Below are 18023 nucleotides of genomic sequence, written 5' to 3'. Positions count from 1 at the left end.
CTGCGAACGGGGCCCTTTTGCGTGTCCGCGCCGGCGGGCACGACGACCGAGGAGCTGCCGCACTGGTGACTTTGCAACCGATGCTCGACCTGCTCGCCCGCGACGAGGCCGTCGCACGACTGATGTCGCACGTCGGCACGGCGAACGTCGTCGACATCGCCTGCGCGCCGGGCGCGCGCGGTCCGTTGACCGCACTCGTCGCCCAAGGCGCCTCCGACCGCGCCGCCCGCACCGTGCTCGCGGTCACGGCAACGGGCCGCGAGGCGCAGGACCTCGCCGCGTGCCTGCGCTGCTTCCTGCCCGCCGAGCGCGTCGTGGAGTTCCCGAGCTGGGAGACGCTGCCCCACGAGCGGCTCAGCCCGCGCAGCGACACCGTCGGCCGGCGTCTCGCCGTGCTGCGTCGTCTGGCGCACCCGGACGCCGAGGACGCGACGTACGGCGAGATCGCGGTCGTCGTCGCCAGCGTGCGTGCGCTCATGCAGCCGATCGCGAAGGGTCTGGGCGATCTGGCTCCCGTCTCGTTGCGGGTCGGCCAGGACACCGCGCTCCCCGAGGTCGTCGAGGCGCTGGCGGGTGCGGCATACACCAGAACCGACCTGGTGGAGCGACGCGGTGAATTCGCCGTACGCGGAGGCATTCTGGACGTTTTCCCGCCCACCGAGCAGCACCCCGTGCGTGTCGAGTTCTGGGGCGACACCGTCGAGGAGATCCGCTGGTTCAAGGTCGCCGACCAGCGCAGCCTGGAGGTCGCCGAGCACGGGCTGTGGGCGCCGCCGTGCCGGGAGTTGTTGCTGACCGAGGACGTGCGGGCGCGCGCTGCCACGCTGGCGACCCAGCTGCCCGGCGTGCAGGACATGCTGCTCAAGGTCGCCGAAGGCATCGCCGTCGAGGGCATGGAGTCGCTCGCGCCGATCCTGCTCGCGGGCGGCACCGCCGGCGGGATGGAGACCCTGCTGGACGTGCTGCCGCAGGACACCCACGTCATGCTCAGCGACCCCGAGCGGGTGCGCACCAGGGCGCACGACCTCGTGGCGACGAGCGCCGAGTTCCTGGACGCCAGTTGGGCGAACGCCGCCGCGGGCAACGCGGTCCCGGTCGACCTGCAATCGGTGCTCGGCACCGCGTCATACTGGTCCATCGCCGAGCTCCGCGACCATGCCCTCGCCAAAGGCCTGGCCTGGTGGGCATTTTCGTCCTTCGCGAGCGACGCCGAGCTCGCGGAGTTCCAGGAGGACGATGCGCTCGCGGGCGAGCAGGTCACCATCGGCACTGCCGAGGTGCCGCTCTATCGCGGCAACACCGAGCAGGCCGTCGGTGACATCCGCGACTGGGCGCGTGGGGGCAACCGGGTGCTCATCGTCACCGAGGGCTCCGGGCTCGGACACCGCATCGGCGAGGTGCTGCGCGACCACGACGTGCCGTCGCACCGCATCGACCAGCTCACGCCGGGCAGCGTCGAACTGGCGACCGGGGCCCTGAGCAATGGGTTCACGCTGGGTTCAAGCGATTTCGTCCTGCTCACCGAGAACGACCTCACCGGCTCGTCGAGCCACGGCGGCAGCACCAAGGACATGCGGCGGATGCCGTCGCGCCGCCGCAACGTCGTCGACCCGCTGCAGCTGCACCCCGGCGACTTCGTGGTGCACGAGCAGCACGGCGTCGGACGGTTCGCCACGATGATGCAACGCACCGTCGGGGGTGCGACGCGTGAATATCTCGTGATCGACTACGCGCCGGCCAAGAAAGGCCAGCCGGCCGACCAGCTCTACGTCCCCACCGACCAGCTGGACCAGGTCACCCGCTACGTCGGTGGCGAGCAGCCGACGCTCAACAAGATGGGCGGATCGGACTGGCAGACAACCAAATCCCGTGCCCGGCGGCATGTGCGTCAGATCGCGGCCGAGCTGATCCAGCTCTATTCGGCCCGTATGGCGACCGAGGGCCACGCCTTCGGGCCCGACACTCCATGGCAGCGGGAGCTCGAGGACGCCTTCGCGTATGTCGAGACCCCCGACCAAGCGAGCAGCATCGACGAGGTGAAGGCCGACATGGAGAAGTCCGTGCCGATGGACCGGCTCATCTGCGGCGACGTCGGCTACGGCAAGACCGAGATCGCGATACGCGCCGCCTTCAAAGCGATCCAGGAGGGCAAGCAGGTGGCAGTGCTGGTGCCCACCACCCTGCTGGTCAAACAGCACCAGCAGACCTTCAGCGAGCGTTACGCCGGCTTCCCGGTCGTGGTCAAGGCGCTGTCCCGCTTCCAGAGCGACCGCGAAGCACGCGAGGTCATCGACGGACTGCGTTCGGGCGCCGTCGATCTGGTGATCGGCACGCATCGGCTGTTGGGCAACGAGGTGAAGTTCAAGGACCTCGGACTGGTCGTCATCGACGAGGAGCAACGCTTCGGTGTGGAGCACAAGGAGCAGCTCAAGCAGATGCGCACCGCCGTGGACGTGCTGGCCATGTCGGCGACACCGATCCCACGCACCCTCGAGATGGCGGTGACCGGCATACGCGAGATGTCAACTCTGGCAACGCCGCCCGAGGAGCGGCACCCGGTCCTCACCTTCGTCGGCGCCTACGAGGAGAAGCAGATTGGGGCCGCCATACGCCGGGAGCTGATGCGCGAGGGCCAGGTCTTCTTCGTGCACAACAAGGTCGGCACCATCGAGAAGGCGGCGTCCCGTCTGCGCGAGCTCGTGCCGGAGGCTCGGATTGCCACCGCACACGGCAAGATGTCCGAGCAGCGCCTGGAGGACGTCGTGACCGCCTTCTGGGACCGGGAGTTCGACGTGCTGGTGTGCACCACCATCATCGAGACGGGCCTGGACATCTCCAACGCCAACACGCTGATCGTCGACCGCGCCGATCAGCTGGGTCTGTCGCAGTTGCACCAGCTGCGGGGCCGGGTCGGTCGCGGCCGCGAACGCGCCTACTCCTACTTTCTCTTCCCGCCCGAGAAGCCGCTCACCGACACCGCGCACGACCGGCTGCAGACGATCGCCAGCCACACCGATCTGGGCGCCGGCATGCAGGTCGCCATGAAGGACCTCGAGATCCGCGGCGCCGGAAACCTGCTCGGCGGTGAGCAGTCCGGGCACATCGCCGGCGTCGGCTTCGACCTCTACGTGCGAATGGTCGGCGAGGCCGTGGCCGACTTCCGCGGGGACGGCACCACGAAACCGCCCGCCGAGGTCAAGATCGAGCTGCCGGTCGACGCCCACCTGCCCCACGACTACGTGCCGGGGGAGCGGTTGCGGCTGGAGGCCTACAAGAAACTCGCGACGGTCGAGGACGAGACGGCGCTCGGTGAGATCGAGGCCGAGTTGCGCGATCGGTATGGCGCGCCGCCGGAGCCGGTGCAGCACCTCTTCGAGGTGGCGCGGCTGCGGACGATCGCCCGGCAGGCCGGCATCAGTGACATCGGGTTGCAGGGCCGGATGGTCCGCTTCGGACCGGTCGACCTGCGGGAGAGCCAGCAGCTGCGGCTGGAGCGGATCTACAAGGGCACGATGGTCAAGCCCGCCATCCACCAGATCCTCGTCCCACAGCCCAAGACGGCGCCCGTCGGTGGCAAGCCGCTGCGCGACACCGAGGTGCTGCGGTGGGCGGCTCAGTTGATCAAGGCCGTTCTGCTGGACGACATCTCGGCAGCCGCCGGTGGCGCCGCGTGAGGTGCCCTCGGCGACCACAGCGAGGGCTGGCATGATGCAGGATGCGCGCCGAGCACCGGCGCCGCTCAGGACATCGCAGAAGGAAAGGCCGTTCTCCATGCCCAGCTTCCACCGCGGACGATTCGTCGTGGGCGCCGCAGCAGCGATCAGCACCCTTGCGCTCGCCGGATGTGGCAGCGGCGGTGTGATGCACGACGGCCGGACCGCACTGCAGTATGACGGCCGCACGGTCACCAGTGCGCAGCTGCAGACGGCCACGGACGAGATCAACAAGGCCACCGGCTACGGCATCGACCCGGCCAACGTCGCGCAGGTGCTCTCCATCGGTCCGGAGATCATCAAGGCCGGCAAGGCGCACGGTCTGGTCTACTCCGACAGCTTTCTGCGCAACAAGTACAGCAAGTCGCCGCTGTCCGACGTCGCGGTCGAAGCACTGCGGGTCAACGACATCTCGCAGCGGCTCAGCGATTCCGGCAACCTCACCAAGGCCGACGCCGAGAAGATCGCGGCGCAGAACGCCACCTTCAATCCGCGCTACGGCTCCTGGGTCAAGGGCACCGGTCCGACGAAGGCATCCGAGCCGTGGATCAGCACACCGCCGTCGGCTGGACCCAGCGCGCCGAACGGCCACCCCGCCGGGTGAGCGAGCCCCTGCCCCTGCTCACCGTGCTGGTCACCAGCCCGCGGGTGCCCGCGGGCTTGTTGTCCCGGGACGCGTGGAATGCCGTTGAGAGCGCGGGGCGGGTGCTGGCGGCCGATGCGGACGACCCGGTGCCCGCCGCTGTCGCGGCGTCCGGGATCGACGTGGCGGCGGCGCCATACAACTCGGCGGCGGAAGCCGCGCGCGCTCTCGTCGCGGCCGCCGCGGATGGATCGGTCCTCTGGATCAGCTCCCCGGACGCGGATCCCGGCCTCACCGACGCGCTCGCCGAAGAATTGACCCGACTCGACGACCCGCCGCAGATAGAGGTGCTCGTCGGGTCCTGGGATCTGCCGGGCGCGCGGCTGCTGGACGCGGTGGCCGTCATGGATGCATTGCGATCACCGGGTGGCTGCCCGTGGGACGCGGAGCAGACGCACGAGACCCTCACGAAGTACCTGCTCGAAGAAGCACACGAGACCGTCGAGGCGATCGAGTCCGGCGACATCGAGCACGTCGCCGAGGAGTTGGGCGATGTCTTGCTGCAGGTGCTCTTCCACGCCCGGATCGCCGCCGACGAGGAGCCGGGCTACACCATCGACGATGTCGCAGGTCTGTTGGTGGACAAGCTGATTCGGCGTCACTCGCACGTCTTCGGCGACGGCGACGCCAGCACCCCGGACGAGGTCGAGCAGTCGTGGGAGCGGATCAAGGCCGCCGAGAAGAGCGACCGTGACGCGGACGACCTGCTCGCGGGCATCCCGGTCTCCTTGTCACCGTTGCTGATCGCCGAGAAGGTGCTCGCCCGGGCGAACCGGCGCGGCATACAGCTGTCGTATGACGAGCGCGCCGACCTCGGCGGTCGGCTGCTGGCGCTGGTGGCGGAGGCGCGGGCTGCCGGCGTCTCCGCCGACGCCGCCCTGCGGGCGACGCTGCGTGCGGTCGCGCGGACCGGCACCGACCCACTCGGCCAGTGACGGCCTCCTCGTGGTGCATGACAGGCTGCGCGGTATGATGAACCCTTCCCTCGCCGTCGAAATCGACTCCCGCTGCCGGCTGCGGGGCGAATTCACGCTCCGCTCCGGCCAAGTGGCGACCGAATACTTCGACAAGTACCTGTTCGAGGGGGACCCGCGATTGATTCGTCGGGTCGCCGAGGAGATGCAACCGCTGTTGCCGGATGACGTCGAAGTCCTGGGTGGTCTCGAGCTCGGCGGTGTGCCGATCGCGGCCGTCCTTGGGCAATTGGTGGATACGCCAACGGTGTTCATTCGGAAGAGGGCGAAGGAGTACGGCACGCGCAAGCTCGCCGAGGGCGGACCGGTGGACGGCAAACACATCGTCCTGATCGAGGACGTCGTCACCACTGGCGGCGCCGTCATTGCGGCCGCTCGGGCGTTGCGTGAACTCGGCGCGCGCGTGGAGCTTGTCGTTTGCGCCATCGACCGGCGGCCGCCGGAGGCGACCGAGCTCTCCGATGCCGCGATCGCGGTGCGGTCGGTCTTCACGCGTGCCGATCTCGACGCTGCGCGCGGCTGACCGCTAGCTGGCGTCGGCGAAGTCCGGACCATCGGGAATCGCCGGACGAGTCACCGACATCCCTGTGTATGACGGGCGCCGTTTCGAGGTGATGTGGATAACATTCGATTCCCAAATCGCTTGTCTCCAAGGAAGATTCGTGCGATAATCGAACACATGCACGATAACCACTCAGACGATGCAGGGGGCACTCGCAGGGTGTTCGACGCGTCGGTGGTGCGTGCATTCCACGACCGGCTGGACGCGCCAGTGGACGATGCGGACCCGCTGGCCGAGTTGCGCGCGTTGGAGGAGCTGAAGAACGCCGTGGCGGCGCGTCAAGCCCGGCTGAGCGTCGCCGTGCACGAGACGCAACGAGCCGCAGACGTGCCGCGCGGCATCAGCGCCGCGGACACCGCTCGGGAGGCAGGCACCCGGGTCGCCCTGGCCCGCCGGTGCGCGCCGCACCTCGGCTCTCGACTCCTCGGGCTGGCCCATGCGGTCGTCGAAGAAATGCCTCACACCCGCGAGGCACTCGCCGCCGGAGTCATCAGCGAATGGGACGCGATCGCACTCAGCCGCGAAACCGCGTGCCTGACTCGGCGGGATCGAGCCGCCGTGGACGCCGCCGTCGCCGACCAGCTCGGCACGGTCAGTCATCAGCGGCTGGAGGCATCGGCCCGCGAGCACGCCTATCGGCTGGATCCCGAGGCCGTGACCGCGCGCCGCGCCCGGGCCGAGAGCCAGCGTCGGGTCAGCCTGCGTCCGGCGCCCGATTGCATGACCCGACTGAGCGCTCTGTTGCCGGTCAAGGACGGCGTGGCTTGCTACGCAGCACTGTCCGGCGTCGCGGACCTGACCGCCACCTCCCGGCACCCCCGCGGACAGGTCATGGCCGACACGCTGGTGGCGCGTGTCACCGGCTGCCCGTCGACCGCCACCGGCAGCGGGGCCGACGACAACGCCGCGGCCGGCGACGGGTCCGGCACCGACGACATCGATGGTGTCGGCGCGAGCAAGAGCGCTGGTGGTGTGGGCGTGAACGTCAACCTCGTCATGCCTTTCGACACGCTGACCGGTGACACACCCGCTCGCCTGGCCGGATACGGCCCGATCCCGGCCGACCTGGCTCGGGAATGGATCCGCTGTGCAGACGCGGACCAGAAGCTGCAGGTGCGGCGACTGTTCAGCTTCCCCGGAACCGGTGACCTCGTCGGGATGGACTCCCGGGCCCGGGCCTACTCGGGGTTGCTGGCGATGTTCATCCGGTTGCGTGACCAAACCTGCCGCACCCCCTTCTGCAGTGCTCCGATCCGGCACATCGACCACATCGCCTCCCACGCCGCGGGCGGACCCACCTCCGAACGCAACGCGGAAGGGCTGTGCGAGCAGTGCAACTACGCCAAAGAGCACCCCGACCACGACGTGACCGGTGATGCGAGCCAAACCACCACGCGCACCGGAAGTCTCACCGCGACCAGTCGTCCACCCGCCCCACCCGGCATGCCGCCACCCGTCACGTCGTATGTCGAGCGCACCCTCATCGACATCGCCTGGATCCACCAGACCAGCCGACCACCGGCGCCGGGTGACTGCAGCTGAGTGCGCCCGCTGCCGCGCCCGCGCGGTGCGAGGATGACCCCATGGTCTACCTGCCGGAGCATGATGCCGCCACGTCGGCCGAAGATGTCGCCCAGCTGATCACGTCGGTGCCGTTCGCGACGCTGATCACGTCGGACGGAAAGGCGTTGAGCGCCAACCACATTCCGCTGTTGCTCGAGACCAGCGCGGACGGCGATCGGCTGGTCGGCCACGTTGCCCGCGCCAATGACCTCTGGCGGGACGGCCATCACGAGGGCGAGAGCCTCGCGGTGTTCAACGGGGCCGATCACTACGTGTCACCGACCTGGTACCCCTCCAAGCAGGAGCACCACAAGGTCGTGCCGACCTGGAACTACCTCGTGGCACATGTGTATGGCGAGCTCGTCATACACGACGATCCCGGGTGGACACGCGGTGCCGTGGCGAAGCTGACCAAGGTCATGGAAGGCGGCCGCGAGGACGCTTGGCACATGCGTCAGGCTCCGGCCGACTATCTCGGCGAGCAGCTGGGCAAGATCGTCGGCATCGAGCTGCGAATCACCCGGATCATCGGCAAGTTCAAGGTGAGTGCGGCCCGCAGCAGCGCGGATCGCAACGGCGCCGCCGACGGGATCGAGGCGGAGTCCGGGGCGTCGCCCCTGGTCGATGCCATGCGCGCAGTCCCCACCGTGCAGGACTGACAACCGTCGCGCCTTGTGCGCGGAGCGCGAGCGTCAGGCGCCATACCCCGCTTCGCGTGCCTTGACGATGGCGTCGACCCGACCGGTCGCCTGCAACTTGGCATAGATGCCCGATGCGGTGTTGCGGACGGTCTTGTTCGAGACGTAGAGCTCTGTGGCGATCTCGTCGTTGGACCGTCCGGCGGCGATCATCCGCAGGACCGCGCGCTCTCGTTCGGTGAGCTGCGGAAACGGCTCTTCGTCGGCCCGCGGACCGGCGCCACGGGCGAGCAGGCGGGTGATCCGCTCGGCCAGTCCCGTCCCGAAGACCATCGCGCCCCCGGCTGCGGTGCGCACCGCGTGCTGCACCTCCTCGGCGCCCGAGCCTTTGAGCAGGTAGCCACGCGCACCGGCGCGGATCGCGCCGAGCACCGTGTCGTCGTCCTCGTTCATCGTGAGCATGACGACTCGCAGGTCCGGTGTACGACCCACCAGGAAGCGGGTCGCCTCGATGCCGTCCAGTTGCGGCATCTGAATGTCCATCATCACCACGTCCGGGTTCGTCTCACCGACCACGTGCACGGCCTCGCGGCCGTCGCCGGCCGTGCCGACGACCTCGATGCCGTCCAGTGCGCCGAGCAGCGCGACCAGCCCGTCGCGCACGATCTGGTGATCGTCGACCACCACTACCCGGATCACCGGACCGGCGTCAGGCATCGACGCGCCTCCTCGTCAGGGGCAGGCGGGCACGCACGAGTGTGCCGCCTGCGGGTGGGCAGCTGATCTCGGCATTGCCGCCGAGTTCGGCGGCGCGTTCGCGGAGTGCCACCAAGCCGACTCCGGCCTGCCGGCCGGCGTCGATGCCGATGCCGTCGTCCGCGAGTTCGACGACAAGCGTGTCGTCGTCGAAGCGCAGTTCGAGTCGTGCCGCGGTGGCGCGGGCGTGGCGGACGACGTTGGTCAGGGCCTCTCCGACGATGCGGTATGCCGCGACCTCGACCGCGGCCGGCAGCCGTCCGTCGAGTTCAGGGGCGACGACTTCCAGCGGCAGCTCCAGACGGTCCGCCTGCTGCCGGAGCGCACCCACGAGCCCCCGGTCGTCGAGCGCGGGCGGCCGCAGGTCGTGCACGAGGCGGCGCACGTCGGCGACGACGCCCTGGACGTGCTCGCTGATCGCCCCGAGCCGTGCTGTTGCGGCGGCCGGGTCGGTGGGCACCGCGAGCCGGGCCGCCTCGAGCTGGAAGACGACCCCGCTGAGCGACGGGCCGAGCCCGTCGTGCAGATCGCGGCGAATCCGGCGCCGCTCCTCCTCGCGGGCGGCCACCAGCCGCTCCCGGCTGCGCTGGACCTCCTCCGCGAGTTGGCTGGTGCGGGCGGCGGTGGCGGCCTGTCGGACGAGATCTCCGAGCAGCCGCTCGTCGGCCGCGCTCAGCCTGCTGCGCAGCCCGCGGTCGGGCAGGACGAGGCGGCCGGCCGTGGTGCCGCGGTAGGTGATGGGCAGCGTGCGCACCCGGTCGGGCCGTTGTCCGTATGTCGTCACCAGGCGCTCGCCGTGGCTTCGATCGACCTCGACGCTGACGAACCGCACGCCGAAGGCCCGCGCGACCGCCCGGGCGACGACCGCGAGCTGTTCAGCGGTGTCGTCCGTCGTCTCGAGCGTCGAGGCAAGGCCCGCGACCGCGTCATAGCGGTCGCCGCGCTGGCCCAGCGCCATCCGCCGGACGAGCGCGGAGAGGCGCAGGCGGAGCGGGCTGTAGAGCAGGACGGTCACCGCGAGCACCACCGCGACGACCTGGGCCTGGGTCAGCGTGTCGTCGAGGGCCAGGGTCAGCAGGGCCAGCATCACCGTGTCGGCCGCGACCAGCACGGCCACCACGACGGCGAGCACGATGGTGCGCGCGAGCAGGTCCTGGACGGGAACCACCGAGGGCCGGACGACGGCAACGGTCATCGCGCCGGCGGGCAGCACCATCACCACGAACACCACGACGTAGTCGAGACCCGGCAGGTGGACGGCGACACTGGCGACGAGGGCCACGACGATCGCGACGACGCCCCAGAGCAGCCAGCGCATGCGATCGCGCAGCACGCCGTCGGAGCATTGAGAGCGCACGACGACCAGCAGCAACGTCACGAGGAAGCCCGCGATGCCGATGCCCATCGGAACGAACCCCGGCACCGACTCGAGCGCCGGGATCGAGGTGGGGTCGAGGTCCACGGTGCTCGGAACAGCGAGGCTGCCGAACTGCGCGCCGGCCGGAGCGACGAGCACCAGGCACGCCGAGGCGACCAGGGCCGACAGGGCCGTCCGCCCGGCCACACCCCACCGTCCGGGTAGCAGTCGTCCGGTCGGGAAGTAGAGCAGCAGCGCCGCGATGGCGACCGGCAGGAACGCGCCGGCCCGGTTGTAGAACCACAGCGCCGCTGTCATGGCCGGCCACGCCGTCCGCTCCGTCAGTCCGGCACGGACGTAGGACTGGGTGAAGCCGTCGAGGGCCCAGAAAGCGCCGAGGAGCAGCATCAGCCAGCCCAGGCGCTGACCCAGCTGATGCAGCAGGATCGTTGCAGCCAGGGCGGCGAGGATCACCCCGTTGAGGGCCGCCGGCCAGCCGACGCCGGCGGCGAGTGTGACGGCCGGTCCGGTCTGCTGCGCGATCGAGTCGAGCCATCCTGCCGCGATCAGAGCCGCGACGGTGGCTAGGCCGAGCAGCACCGCGACCCCGGCCGCCACGCGGGCGGCCGGGGTGCTGCGCAGGTGGGGACCCGGATCCGGCACCCGGACATTGTCGTGCCGGATCGCGGCGCGCGCTGCGGTTTCCGGCATCAGCGGGTCCCGCGGAACTCGCGGTCGCCCACCGTGAACCCGACGGCGGTGATGAGGAGCATCAGCACACCGCTGACGCCCGCCATGTATTCCAACGGCGAGACGCCCAGCAGGGTGGTGAGTCCACCGAGCACGAGTCCGACGCCGCCGATCCAGCGCGGCACACCGGTGCGCCGCGCGATCGTGAACAGCGCCAGACCGGACAGCCCGGCCAGGCACCACACCCACGGGATCGTGCCGATCCAGTGGTTGTAGAGCGCGACGTTGTAGCTGTCGACGGACTTGTCGTCGGCGGACAGGCTCATCATGAACTCGGTGTCCAGACCACTGCCGAGGATCATCACGACCGCGGTGCCGATCCAGCCGGCGAGCGCGACGACCGCCGCACTGCTGGCGCCGACGGTCGCGCGCAGCCGATTGAAGAGGCCGGCCGCGAAGGCGACCATCAGCAGCGCACCGATGACGGTGATCGAGTGGAAGGCGAACATCGCTCCGGTCTGTGAGCCGATCTTCTCGGCGATCAGCTCCGGCTTGCCGACCAGGTTCTCGTCGTAGACACCGTTGACCATCGAGGAGGTCACGATGGTGCCGACGCCGGCGAGGCCGGCGCCGATGCCGGCCAGCGCCCAGCGGCGGCTGCCATGGGTCGGCGGGTCCTCGGGTCGCACGACACGCTCGGACGGGACGTCCGAGCGGACGGGGTGATGGGTGGTGGTGGAGGTGGTCATCGCGGGCTCCTTTCGGGATTTCGTTGCGATGACCCGAGATTGGCGGGCTTGGCGTCCCGGACGGCAGGGACGACGGGGCAGACCTGCCGGGACATCCCGGTCCTGCTCTGTCGGGAGCTGTGGTGACTGTCCGTGCTGTCTCGCCGATGGCCCACCGGTGCCGGACCGTCCGGAACGCGAGTCGTTCCGTGGATGCGGGGGCGGCGGCGATAGTCTGGGGCACGCAGCGCGGGCATCACGCCTGTCGCCCACGTCCCGACGAATGTGCCAGGAGACTGCCCAGTGGCCACGATTGACGCCCTGCTCGCCCGCGAGATCCTCGACTCCCGCGGCAACCCGACCGTCGAGGTCGAGGTCGCGCTCGACGACGGCACGGTCGGTCGCGCGGCAGTCCCGTCCGGTGCGAGCACCGGCCAGTACGAAGCGGTCGAGCGCCGCGACGGCGACAAGAAGCGGTATGGCGGGAAGGGCGTCCAGGACGCCGTCGACGCGGTCGCCGAGGAGATCGCGCCCCACGTGCTCGGCTACGACGCCAGCGAGCAGCGCCTCGTCGACCAGGAGATGATCGGCATCGACGGCACCGACAACAAGGGCCGGATCGGCGCCAACGCGATCCTCGGGGTCAGCCTCGCGGTGGCGCAGGCCGCCGCCGAGTCGGCCGACCTGCCGCTGTTCCGCTACGTCGGAGGGCCCAACGCCCACCTGCTGCCGGTACCGATGATGAACATCCTCAACGGTGGCGCGCACGCCGACTCCAATGTCGACATCCAGGAGTTCATGATCGCGCCGATCGGCGCCGGCTCTTTCCGGGAGGCGCTGCGGTGGGGCGCCGAGGTCTACCACGCGCTCAAGAAGGTGCTGCAGGACCGCGGCCTGTCGACCGGCCTGGGCGACGAGGGCGGTTTCGCGCCCAACCTGGAGTCGAATCGGGCCGCCCTCGACCTGATCCTGGACGCCATCAAGGCCGCCGGTTACACGCCCGGCAAGGACATCGCGCTCGCGATGGACGCTGCCGCGAGCGAGTTCTACGAGGACGGCTCCTATCGCTTCGAGGGCACGACCAAGTCGGCCGAGGAGATGACCGCCTACTACGCGGATCTCGTCGCGTCCTATCCGCTCGTCTCCGTGGAGGATCCGTTGGACGAGTCGGACTGGGAGGGTTACGCCAAGCTCACCCGCGAGCTCGGCGACAAGGTGCAGATCGTCGGCGACGACATCTTCGTGACCAACCCCGCCAAGATCCGGCGCGCCATCGACTCCGCCGCGGCCAACGCGGTCCTGATCAAGGTCAACCAGATCGGCACGCTGACCGAGACCCTCGATGCGGTCACGCTGGCGCAGAGCAACGGCTTCCGCTGCATGATGAGCCACCGCTCCGGCGAGACCGAGGACACCACGATCGCCGACCTGGCGGTCGCGACCAACTGCGGCCAGATCAAGACCGGTGCGCCGGCTCGCTCCGACCGCGTCGCCAAATACAACCAGCTATTGCGCATCGAGGAAGAGCTGGACGACGCCGCGGTTTACGCCGGCGCGAGCGCCTTCCCGCGCTTTCGAGCCTGACTGACCGGGGACGACGAAAGGCCTTGTTGTGACACGCGATTCGCGCCAGACCTCAGCAGGTCGGTCGCGCGCGACGTCCCGCCCGGCCACCGGGCGGCGCCGGACCAGCACCGCTGCGCGCAGCACGACGGTGCGCACGGCGTCGGCCAAGGCCCGGTCCAGCCGGGCGGTCCGTTCGTCACGGTCGCCCCGATCCATGCGCCGCCTGGCGGTGGTCGGGGCGCTGATCGTGTTCCTCGCCGTCGTCATCGCGCCGACCGTCCGCTCCTACCTCTCGCAGCGGCACCAGGTGGCCAAGCTGCAGGCGCAGGTCGCCGCGCAGCAGGCGAACGTCGCTTCGTTGCAGGCCGAGAAGGCGAAGTGGGGCGACCCGAAGTATGTCGAGGCGCAGGCCGGCCGGCGACTCGGCTTCGCCAAGCCGGGCCAGACGCTGACCGTCTACGTCACCGACGCCAAGCCCAGCGCGGCCGCCGCGGCGAAGGCCAAGCAGTCGCAGACCTGGTACGGCACGCTCTGGCAATCGGTCGTCGCGTCCGGTGAGCACTGAACCCTCCATGACGCAGTCCTCGTCCCACGCCGTGGACCCGGCAGATCTCGCGGCCGTCGAACGTCAATTGGGCCGGCTGCCGCGCGGTGTCGTCGAGATCGCGGCACGCTGCCCGTGCGGTTGTCCCGCGGTGGTCCGCACGATGCCCCGACTGCCGGACGGGACACCGTTCCCCACGACCTTCTACGCCACCTGTCCGCGGCTGACCGGCGCGATCGGCACGTTGGAGTCCGAGGGGCTGATGCGCGAGATGACCGACCGTCTTGCCACCGACCCGGACCTCGCCGCCGCCTACCGGGCGGCCCATGAGGACTACCTGCGGCGGCGTGCCGAGCTCGGGGAGGTGCCCGAGATCGCCGGCATCTCGGCCGGCGGCATGCCCGACCGTGTCAAGTGTCTCCATGTGCTGGTTGCGCACTCGATGGCGGTCGGTCCGGGCGTCAATCCCCTTGGAGACGAAGCGCTTTCGGCGCTGCCGGCTTGGTGGGAGGGCGGCTGCTGCGCGTCCCCGGAGCGCCCATGACTCGAGTCGCCGCCGTGGACTGCGGCACCAACTCGATCCGGTTGTTGATCGCCGACACCGACGGACGGTCCCTGACCGATGTCGTGCGCACCATGGAGATCGTCCGGCTCGGCCAGGGCGTCGACGTCAGCGGCCGGATCGCGCCGGAGGCCATGGAGCGGACGCTCCGCGTCGCCGAGAAGTATGCCGAGCAGTGTCTCGCCCAGCACGTCGAGCGCGTCCGCTTCGTCGCCACGTCGGCATCGCGTGACGCACAGAACGCCGCGGAATTCACCGATGGGATCGGCTCCGCCTTCCGTGAGTTCGGCGTCCGGCCGGAGGTCGTCACCGGCGAGGAGGAGGCGCGGCTCAGCTTCCGTGGAGCGACGAGCGTCGCGGACGCGTCGACCCCTGCGCCATACCTGGTGGTGGACCTGGGCGGCGGATCGACCGAGTTCGTCCTCGGCACCGACCACGTCGACACCGCCCGGTCGGTCAACATCGGCTGTGTCCGCTTCACCGAGCGACACCTGCACGCCGATCCGCCGACCGACGCCGAGATCGAGGCAGCACTGCGCGAGATCAATGCCGCGATCGACGAGGCCACCGCCACAGTGCCGCTGGAGGGTGCCGGCGCCCTCATCGGGCTGGCCGGTTCGGTGACCACGATCACCGCGCACGCGCTGGGCCTCACGGCATACGATCCGGTGCGCATCCACGGCACTGCGTTGCCGGTCGAGCGGGTCGTGCGCTCCTGCGACGCGCTGCTGCACGCGACCCGGGCGGAGCGCGCGGCCCTGGGCTACATGCACCCGGGACGGGTCGACGTCATCGGGTCCGGTGCACTGATCTGGCGCACGGTCGTCGAGCGGGTGAGCGCCGCCGCCGGCATCGACACCGTTCTCGCGAGCGAGCACGACATCCTCGACGGCATCGCCCTCGGACTGGCCTGACCGTCCCCCGGTGGCGCCGTCATCCGTCGTTGCCCTGTTGCCGGCGAATAAAAACTATTACGCTTGTAACAATTAGGCAGCTGCGGCATCGGAGGTGGGTGATGGATGCACAGACGTGGGGTGACTGGCGGCGGCGCGCGGCCTGCCGCGGGGAGGACCCTGAACTGTTCTTCCCCGTCGGCACGACGGGGCCGGCACTGGACCAGGTGGAGCTGGCCAAGGCGATCTGCCGGTCCTGTCCGGTGATCGCCGAGTGCCTGGCCGCGGCCTTGGCCGGGGGCGAGGACGCCGGCATCTGGGGTGGCCTCACCGAGGACGAGCGACGCCGCGTGCGGTGGTCGCGAACGCGGCGCGCATCAGCGTGAGCCGTCAGCCGGTCCCACGGGAGCCGGGTGGCCCGCTACGCTTGTCTCCGCCAGCCGGGTGAGACACAGGTCCCGCTGGACGAAGGGGTCGAGCCGCGTCACTTCGAGCGGCGCGTCGAGTTCGTCGAGCACTCCGCGCATCAGTCCGAGGTGGACCGCACACACCACCTCGCGATGCTCTTGAGCGACCTCGAGGAACGGGCACCGGTGCAGCCGGATCTCGGGACCGCTTGGCGCTGTGACCGCCTCCGGTGCGAAACCGATCTCGTCCAGCAGTGTGACGAGTTGCTCCGTCGCGATGTCCGTGTCGACGGTCCGGAACGGCGCCGGACGCTCGGTGAGGAATCGTCCCCACGCCTCGCCCGCGTGCCGTGCCGCATCGCCCGGTCGGGCGGTCTGCGTGGCGAGGTAACTGCTGAGGATCTCGGCAAGCAACCGGTAACTGCGGCGACCGGTGTGAGTGCTGTCCGCCCTGGGCCGGTAGAGCGCCCGGGGCCGACCGGGCGCCTCCCGCTGCTCGGTCTCGCGCTGCGCCAGACCCTGCTCGACGAGGCCGTCGAGGTGGAAGCGTGCGGTGTTGGGGTGGAGGCCGACACGCTGCGCGATGTCGGTCACCGACGACGCGCCGTCCGCTGCGCGCAGGGCGGAGAGCACCTGGGTGCGGCGGTCGCCGAGGACGGGAGCCGCCGGCGCGTCCGGCCGGAGCAGTTGCTGGCGTTCCACCTCCTCATAGTGGCACACGAGCAGTATTTATTGATCCACCTGTGAAAAACATGCCCACACTGGTGCAGACCACACCCTGTCGCAGTTTTGCGGCCCGCGTACGCTGGCTCTCGCCCTCGTAGCCCAATTGGCAGAGGCAGGCGACTTAAAATCGCTGGAGTGCGGGTTCGAGTCCCGTCGGGGGCACGACAGGGGACGACTCGACCCGGCCACGTCGCATCGGCTGTCGGCGCCGGAACACCACGATGCGAGGCAAGCTGAGGTCGGCCGGCAGCTCGCGCACCTGAGCCCGGAGGCGCGGACGACGCTTGGCAGCTGCCTGCGCTGGGGAGTGATCCGGCCGGACCGCTGGGGTCGGGACTGCTCGCCTCCGGCGTGCTCGCGGAGAGGATTCGCGAGATCCAGGCGGCGTTGTCGGAGCGGTGAAGGCAGGCCGGCGGGAGGGCTCCAGGGGTTTGCCTCCCACCGACCTACCCGCTCAGCGCACTTTCTGGTGCGAGTGGATCCGGCCGTTGACGATCTGGACGATGCTGCCGGGCGTCGACTCGTCGGCGCCCATCGTGCCGGCGTAGATCGTGCCGTTCCGGGCAGTTTCGACCGAGACGACGCCCGGCAGGTTGAGCAGGGTGGACACCCGTCCGCGGTTCACGACCGAGATCTTGCCGCCGAAGAGCTCGGCGACGTAGATCCTGCCGTGCTTGCCGATTGCCAGGTTGGTCGCGCCGGCGAAGCCGGTGGCGATCCGATTGACCTGGTGGGTGCGCGGATTCACCTTCCACAGCGAACCGCGAGCGCCCAACTCCGGCCCCTCGGGACCGCCCGGCAGTGTAGTGACGTAGATGGTCCCGCCCGGCCCGACCTCGACGTCGGTGGGCACTGCCTCGAAGTCGTAGGTCACGCCGACCATGCACTGCGGCATGCCGAGCGCGTCGACCGCCGCCTGCGTGAGCTTGGTCGGTTGCGCCGGGAAGGTTGCGACGGTGCTGACCCGGCCGCTGTCGCTGACCGAGAGCAGGTCGTTCGCGCCGGCATCGGCCACCAGCCAGCCGCGCCCGTAACTCGCGACCGAATATGCGTGCGAGTCAAGCAGTCCGGTATAACGCGGGCCGACCACGCCCGTGACGCACGGGTCGTTGCTGCGGGGACCGTAGTGGATGTTGCCGTCGGGGTTGTGTCGTGCTTCGTATGCCGTCAGGTCGGCGTATGTCGTGCCGCCGTGCCACCCTCGGATGTGCAGACCGGACGCCGAGTTCTCCATGGTTTCCGGGTCGGTGACCGTCGAGGTGTAGGCCAGCCGACTGCCGTGAACCGCGACGCCGGAGGCGCCCGGCACATCGGAGACGACGGGGCTCACCTCGCCGCCCTTGCGGAGGGCACCGACCAGGCCGGCGCCCCCGTCGGCGACCAGCACGCGGCCGGAGGCGACCTCCAGATTGAACGGCGCGCCCACGGCGGTGGACAGGGTCCGCGGCGTGGGTTTTGGTTGTGGGTGGGCCGAGGCGACGCCCGGCACCGTGACGGAAAGGCCGGCGGCGAGACAGCCGACGACGAGCGAGCGCACATGACGCATGGGTCCTCCGATCCGACCCGCCTGACGTAGCGGGTCACTCCATTCCCTCGGACGGCGACCCTGGATACACCCGTGAGAGACTTCCGGATTCCGGGGCAGGAATCCTCGCGGCCAGCATGCCCGTCGTCACGCAGTGGGGCGGACTAATTGCAGTG

16 protein-coding genes and 1 tRNA gene are annotated in these 18023 nt (G+C 69.9%); 12 read left to right on the top strand and 5 right to left on the bottom strand.

The features are described 5' to 3' along the window. Window positions 1-80: 80 nt before the first annotated feature. From mfd to ACN8HC_RS09325, 6 genes are all read left to right on the top strand, one after another. On the top strand, window positions 81-3674 hold the full coding sequence (gene mfd, locus ACN8HC_RS09350; RefSeq protein ID WP_490074793.1) for a transcription-repair coupling factor: 3594 nt from the start codon (window positions 81-83) through the stop codon (window positions 3672-3674). Between the two features lie 97 nt (window positions 3675-3771). Beyond that, window positions 3772-4317: a YgdI/YgdR family lipoprotein gene (locus ACN8HC_RS09345; RefSeq protein ID WP_490074560.1), complete on the top strand. Its 546-nt coding sequence runs from the start codon at window positions 3772-3774 to the stop codon at window positions 4315-4317. Beyond that, window positions 4257-5291, top strand: a complete 1035-nt coding sequence (locus tag ACN8HC_RS09340) for a nucleoside triphosphate pyrophosphohydrolase (RefSeq protein ID WP_490074559.1) — start codon at window positions 4257-4259, stop codon at window positions 5289-5291. The genes ACN8HC_RS09345 and ACN8HC_RS09340 overlap by 61 nt, the downstream gene beginning before the upstream one ends. Window positions 5292-5325: 34 nt before the next feature. Beyond that, window positions 5326-5853 carry an orotate phosphoribosyltransferase gene (gene pyrE, locus ACN8HC_RS09335; protein WP_490074558.1) on the top strand — a complete coding sequence of 176 codons (528 nt, stop codon included), beginning with the start codon at window positions 5326-5328 and terminating at the stop codon, window positions 5851-5853. A gap of 213 nt (window positions 5854-6066) precedes the next feature. After that, entirely contained in the window at window positions 6067-7434 is a 1368-nt protein-coding gene (locus ACN8HC_RS09330; RefSeq protein WP_490074557.1) for an HNH endonuclease, read from the top strand. 41 nt (window positions 7435-7475) lie between these two features. Next, window positions 7476-8114, top strand: coding sequence for an FMN-binding negative transcriptional regulator (locus ACN8HC_RS09325; RefSeq protein WP_490074556.1), 639 nt, complete (start codon window positions 7476-7478; stop codon window positions 8112-8114). A 33-nt stretch (window positions 8115-8147) separates the two neighbouring features. Here the strand turns inward: ACN8HC_RS09325 and ACN8HC_RS09320 are convergent, their stop codons facing one another. The 3 genes from ACN8HC_RS09320 to ACN8HC_RS09310 are packed head-to-tail and all read right to left on the bottom strand — an operon-like array spanning window position 8148 to window position 11645. After that, a complete protein-coding gene (locus ACN8HC_RS09320) occupies window positions 8148-8810 on the bottom strand; it encodes a response regulator transcription factor (RefSeq protein WP_490074555.1) in 663 nt (220 codons plus the stop codon). Beyond that, complete coding sequence (locus tag ACN8HC_RS09315; RefSeq protein ID WP_490074554.1) at window positions 8803-10917, bottom strand: sensor histidine kinase; 2115 nt, start codon at window positions 10915-10917, stop codon at window positions 8803-8805. The genes ACN8HC_RS09320 and ACN8HC_RS09315 overlap by 8 nt, the downstream gene beginning before the upstream one ends. Next, the gene (locus ACN8HC_RS09310) at window positions 10917-11645 is read right to left on the bottom strand and encodes a hypothetical protein (RefSeq protein ID WP_490074553.1); all 729 of its coding nucleotides are present in this window, start codon (window positions 11643-11645) and stop codon (window positions 10917-10919) included. Before ACN8HC_RS09310 ends, ACN8HC_RS09315 begins: the two co-directional genes overlap by 1 nt. Before the next feature lie 282 nt (window positions 11646-11927). On the opposite strand from ACN8HC_RS09310, the gene eno reads away from it, so the two are divergent. The 5 genes from eno to ACN8HC_RS09285 all read left to right on the top strand — a co-directional run bounded on the left by eno (window position 11928) and on the right by ACN8HC_RS09285 (window position 15575). Continuing rightward, window positions 11928-13208 (top strand): phosphopyruvate hydratase, encoded by a 1281-nt coding sequence (gene eno / locus ACN8HC_RS09305; RefSeq protein WP_490074552.1) that lies wholly within the window; start codon window positions 11928-11930, stop codon window positions 13206-13208. A 28-nt stretch (window positions 13209-13236) separates the two neighbouring features. Continuing rightward, a complete protein-coding gene (locus ACN8HC_RS09300; protein ID WP_490074551.1) occupies window positions 13237-13755 on the top strand; it encodes an FtsB family cell division protein in 519 nt (172 codons plus the stop codon). A 7-nt stretch (window positions 13756-13762) separates the two neighbouring features. Further along, the gene (locus ACN8HC_RS09295) at window positions 13763-14278 is read left to right on the top strand and encodes a DUF501 domain-containing protein (protein WP_490074550.1); all 516 of its coding nucleotides are present in this window, start codon (window positions 13763-13765) and stop codon (window positions 14276-14278) included. Next, entirely contained in the window at window positions 14275-15210 is a 936-nt protein-coding gene (locus ACN8HC_RS09290) for a Ppx/GppA phosphatase family protein (protein ID WP_490074549.1), read from the top strand. The genes ACN8HC_RS09295 and ACN8HC_RS09290 overlap by 4 nt, the downstream gene beginning before the upstream one ends. A gap of 101 nt (window positions 15211-15311) precedes the next feature. Beyond that, the gene (locus ACN8HC_RS09285) at window positions 15312-15575 is read left to right on the top strand and encodes a WhiB family transcriptional regulator (protein ID WP_490074548.1); all 264 of its coding nucleotides are present in this window, start codon (window positions 15312-15314) and stop codon (window positions 15573-15575) included. Here ACN8HC_RS09285 and ACN8HC_RS09280 read toward each other — a convergent pair. After that, window positions 15567-16298: a helix-turn-helix transcriptional regulator gene (locus ACN8HC_RS09280; protein WP_490074547.1), complete on the bottom strand. Its 732-nt coding sequence runs from the start codon at window positions 16296-16298 to the stop codon at window positions 15567-15569. The genes ACN8HC_RS09285 and ACN8HC_RS09280 overlap by 9 nt on opposite strands. 112 nt (window positions 16299-16410) lie before the next feature. Here ACN8HC_RS09280 and ACN8HC_RS09275 point away from each other — a divergent pair. Then, window positions 16411-16484: transfer RNA gene (locus ACN8HC_RS09275), tRNA-Leu, on the top strand. 292 nt (window positions 16485-16776) lie between these two features. Here ACN8HC_RS09275 and ACN8HC_RS09270 read toward each other — a convergent pair. Further along, a complete protein-coding gene (locus tag ACN8HC_RS09270; RefSeq protein WP_490074546.1) occupies window positions 16777-17868 on the bottom strand; it encodes a ScyD/ScyE family protein in 1092 nt (363 codons plus the stop codon). Window positions 17869-18023: the final 155 nt, after the last annotated feature.

It is taken from the genome of Flexivirga sp. YIM B11880 (genome assembly GCF_058148645.1).
Note: the sequence above shows the minus strand (reverse complement) of the source record. Positions and strands in the feature narration are given on the sequence as shown.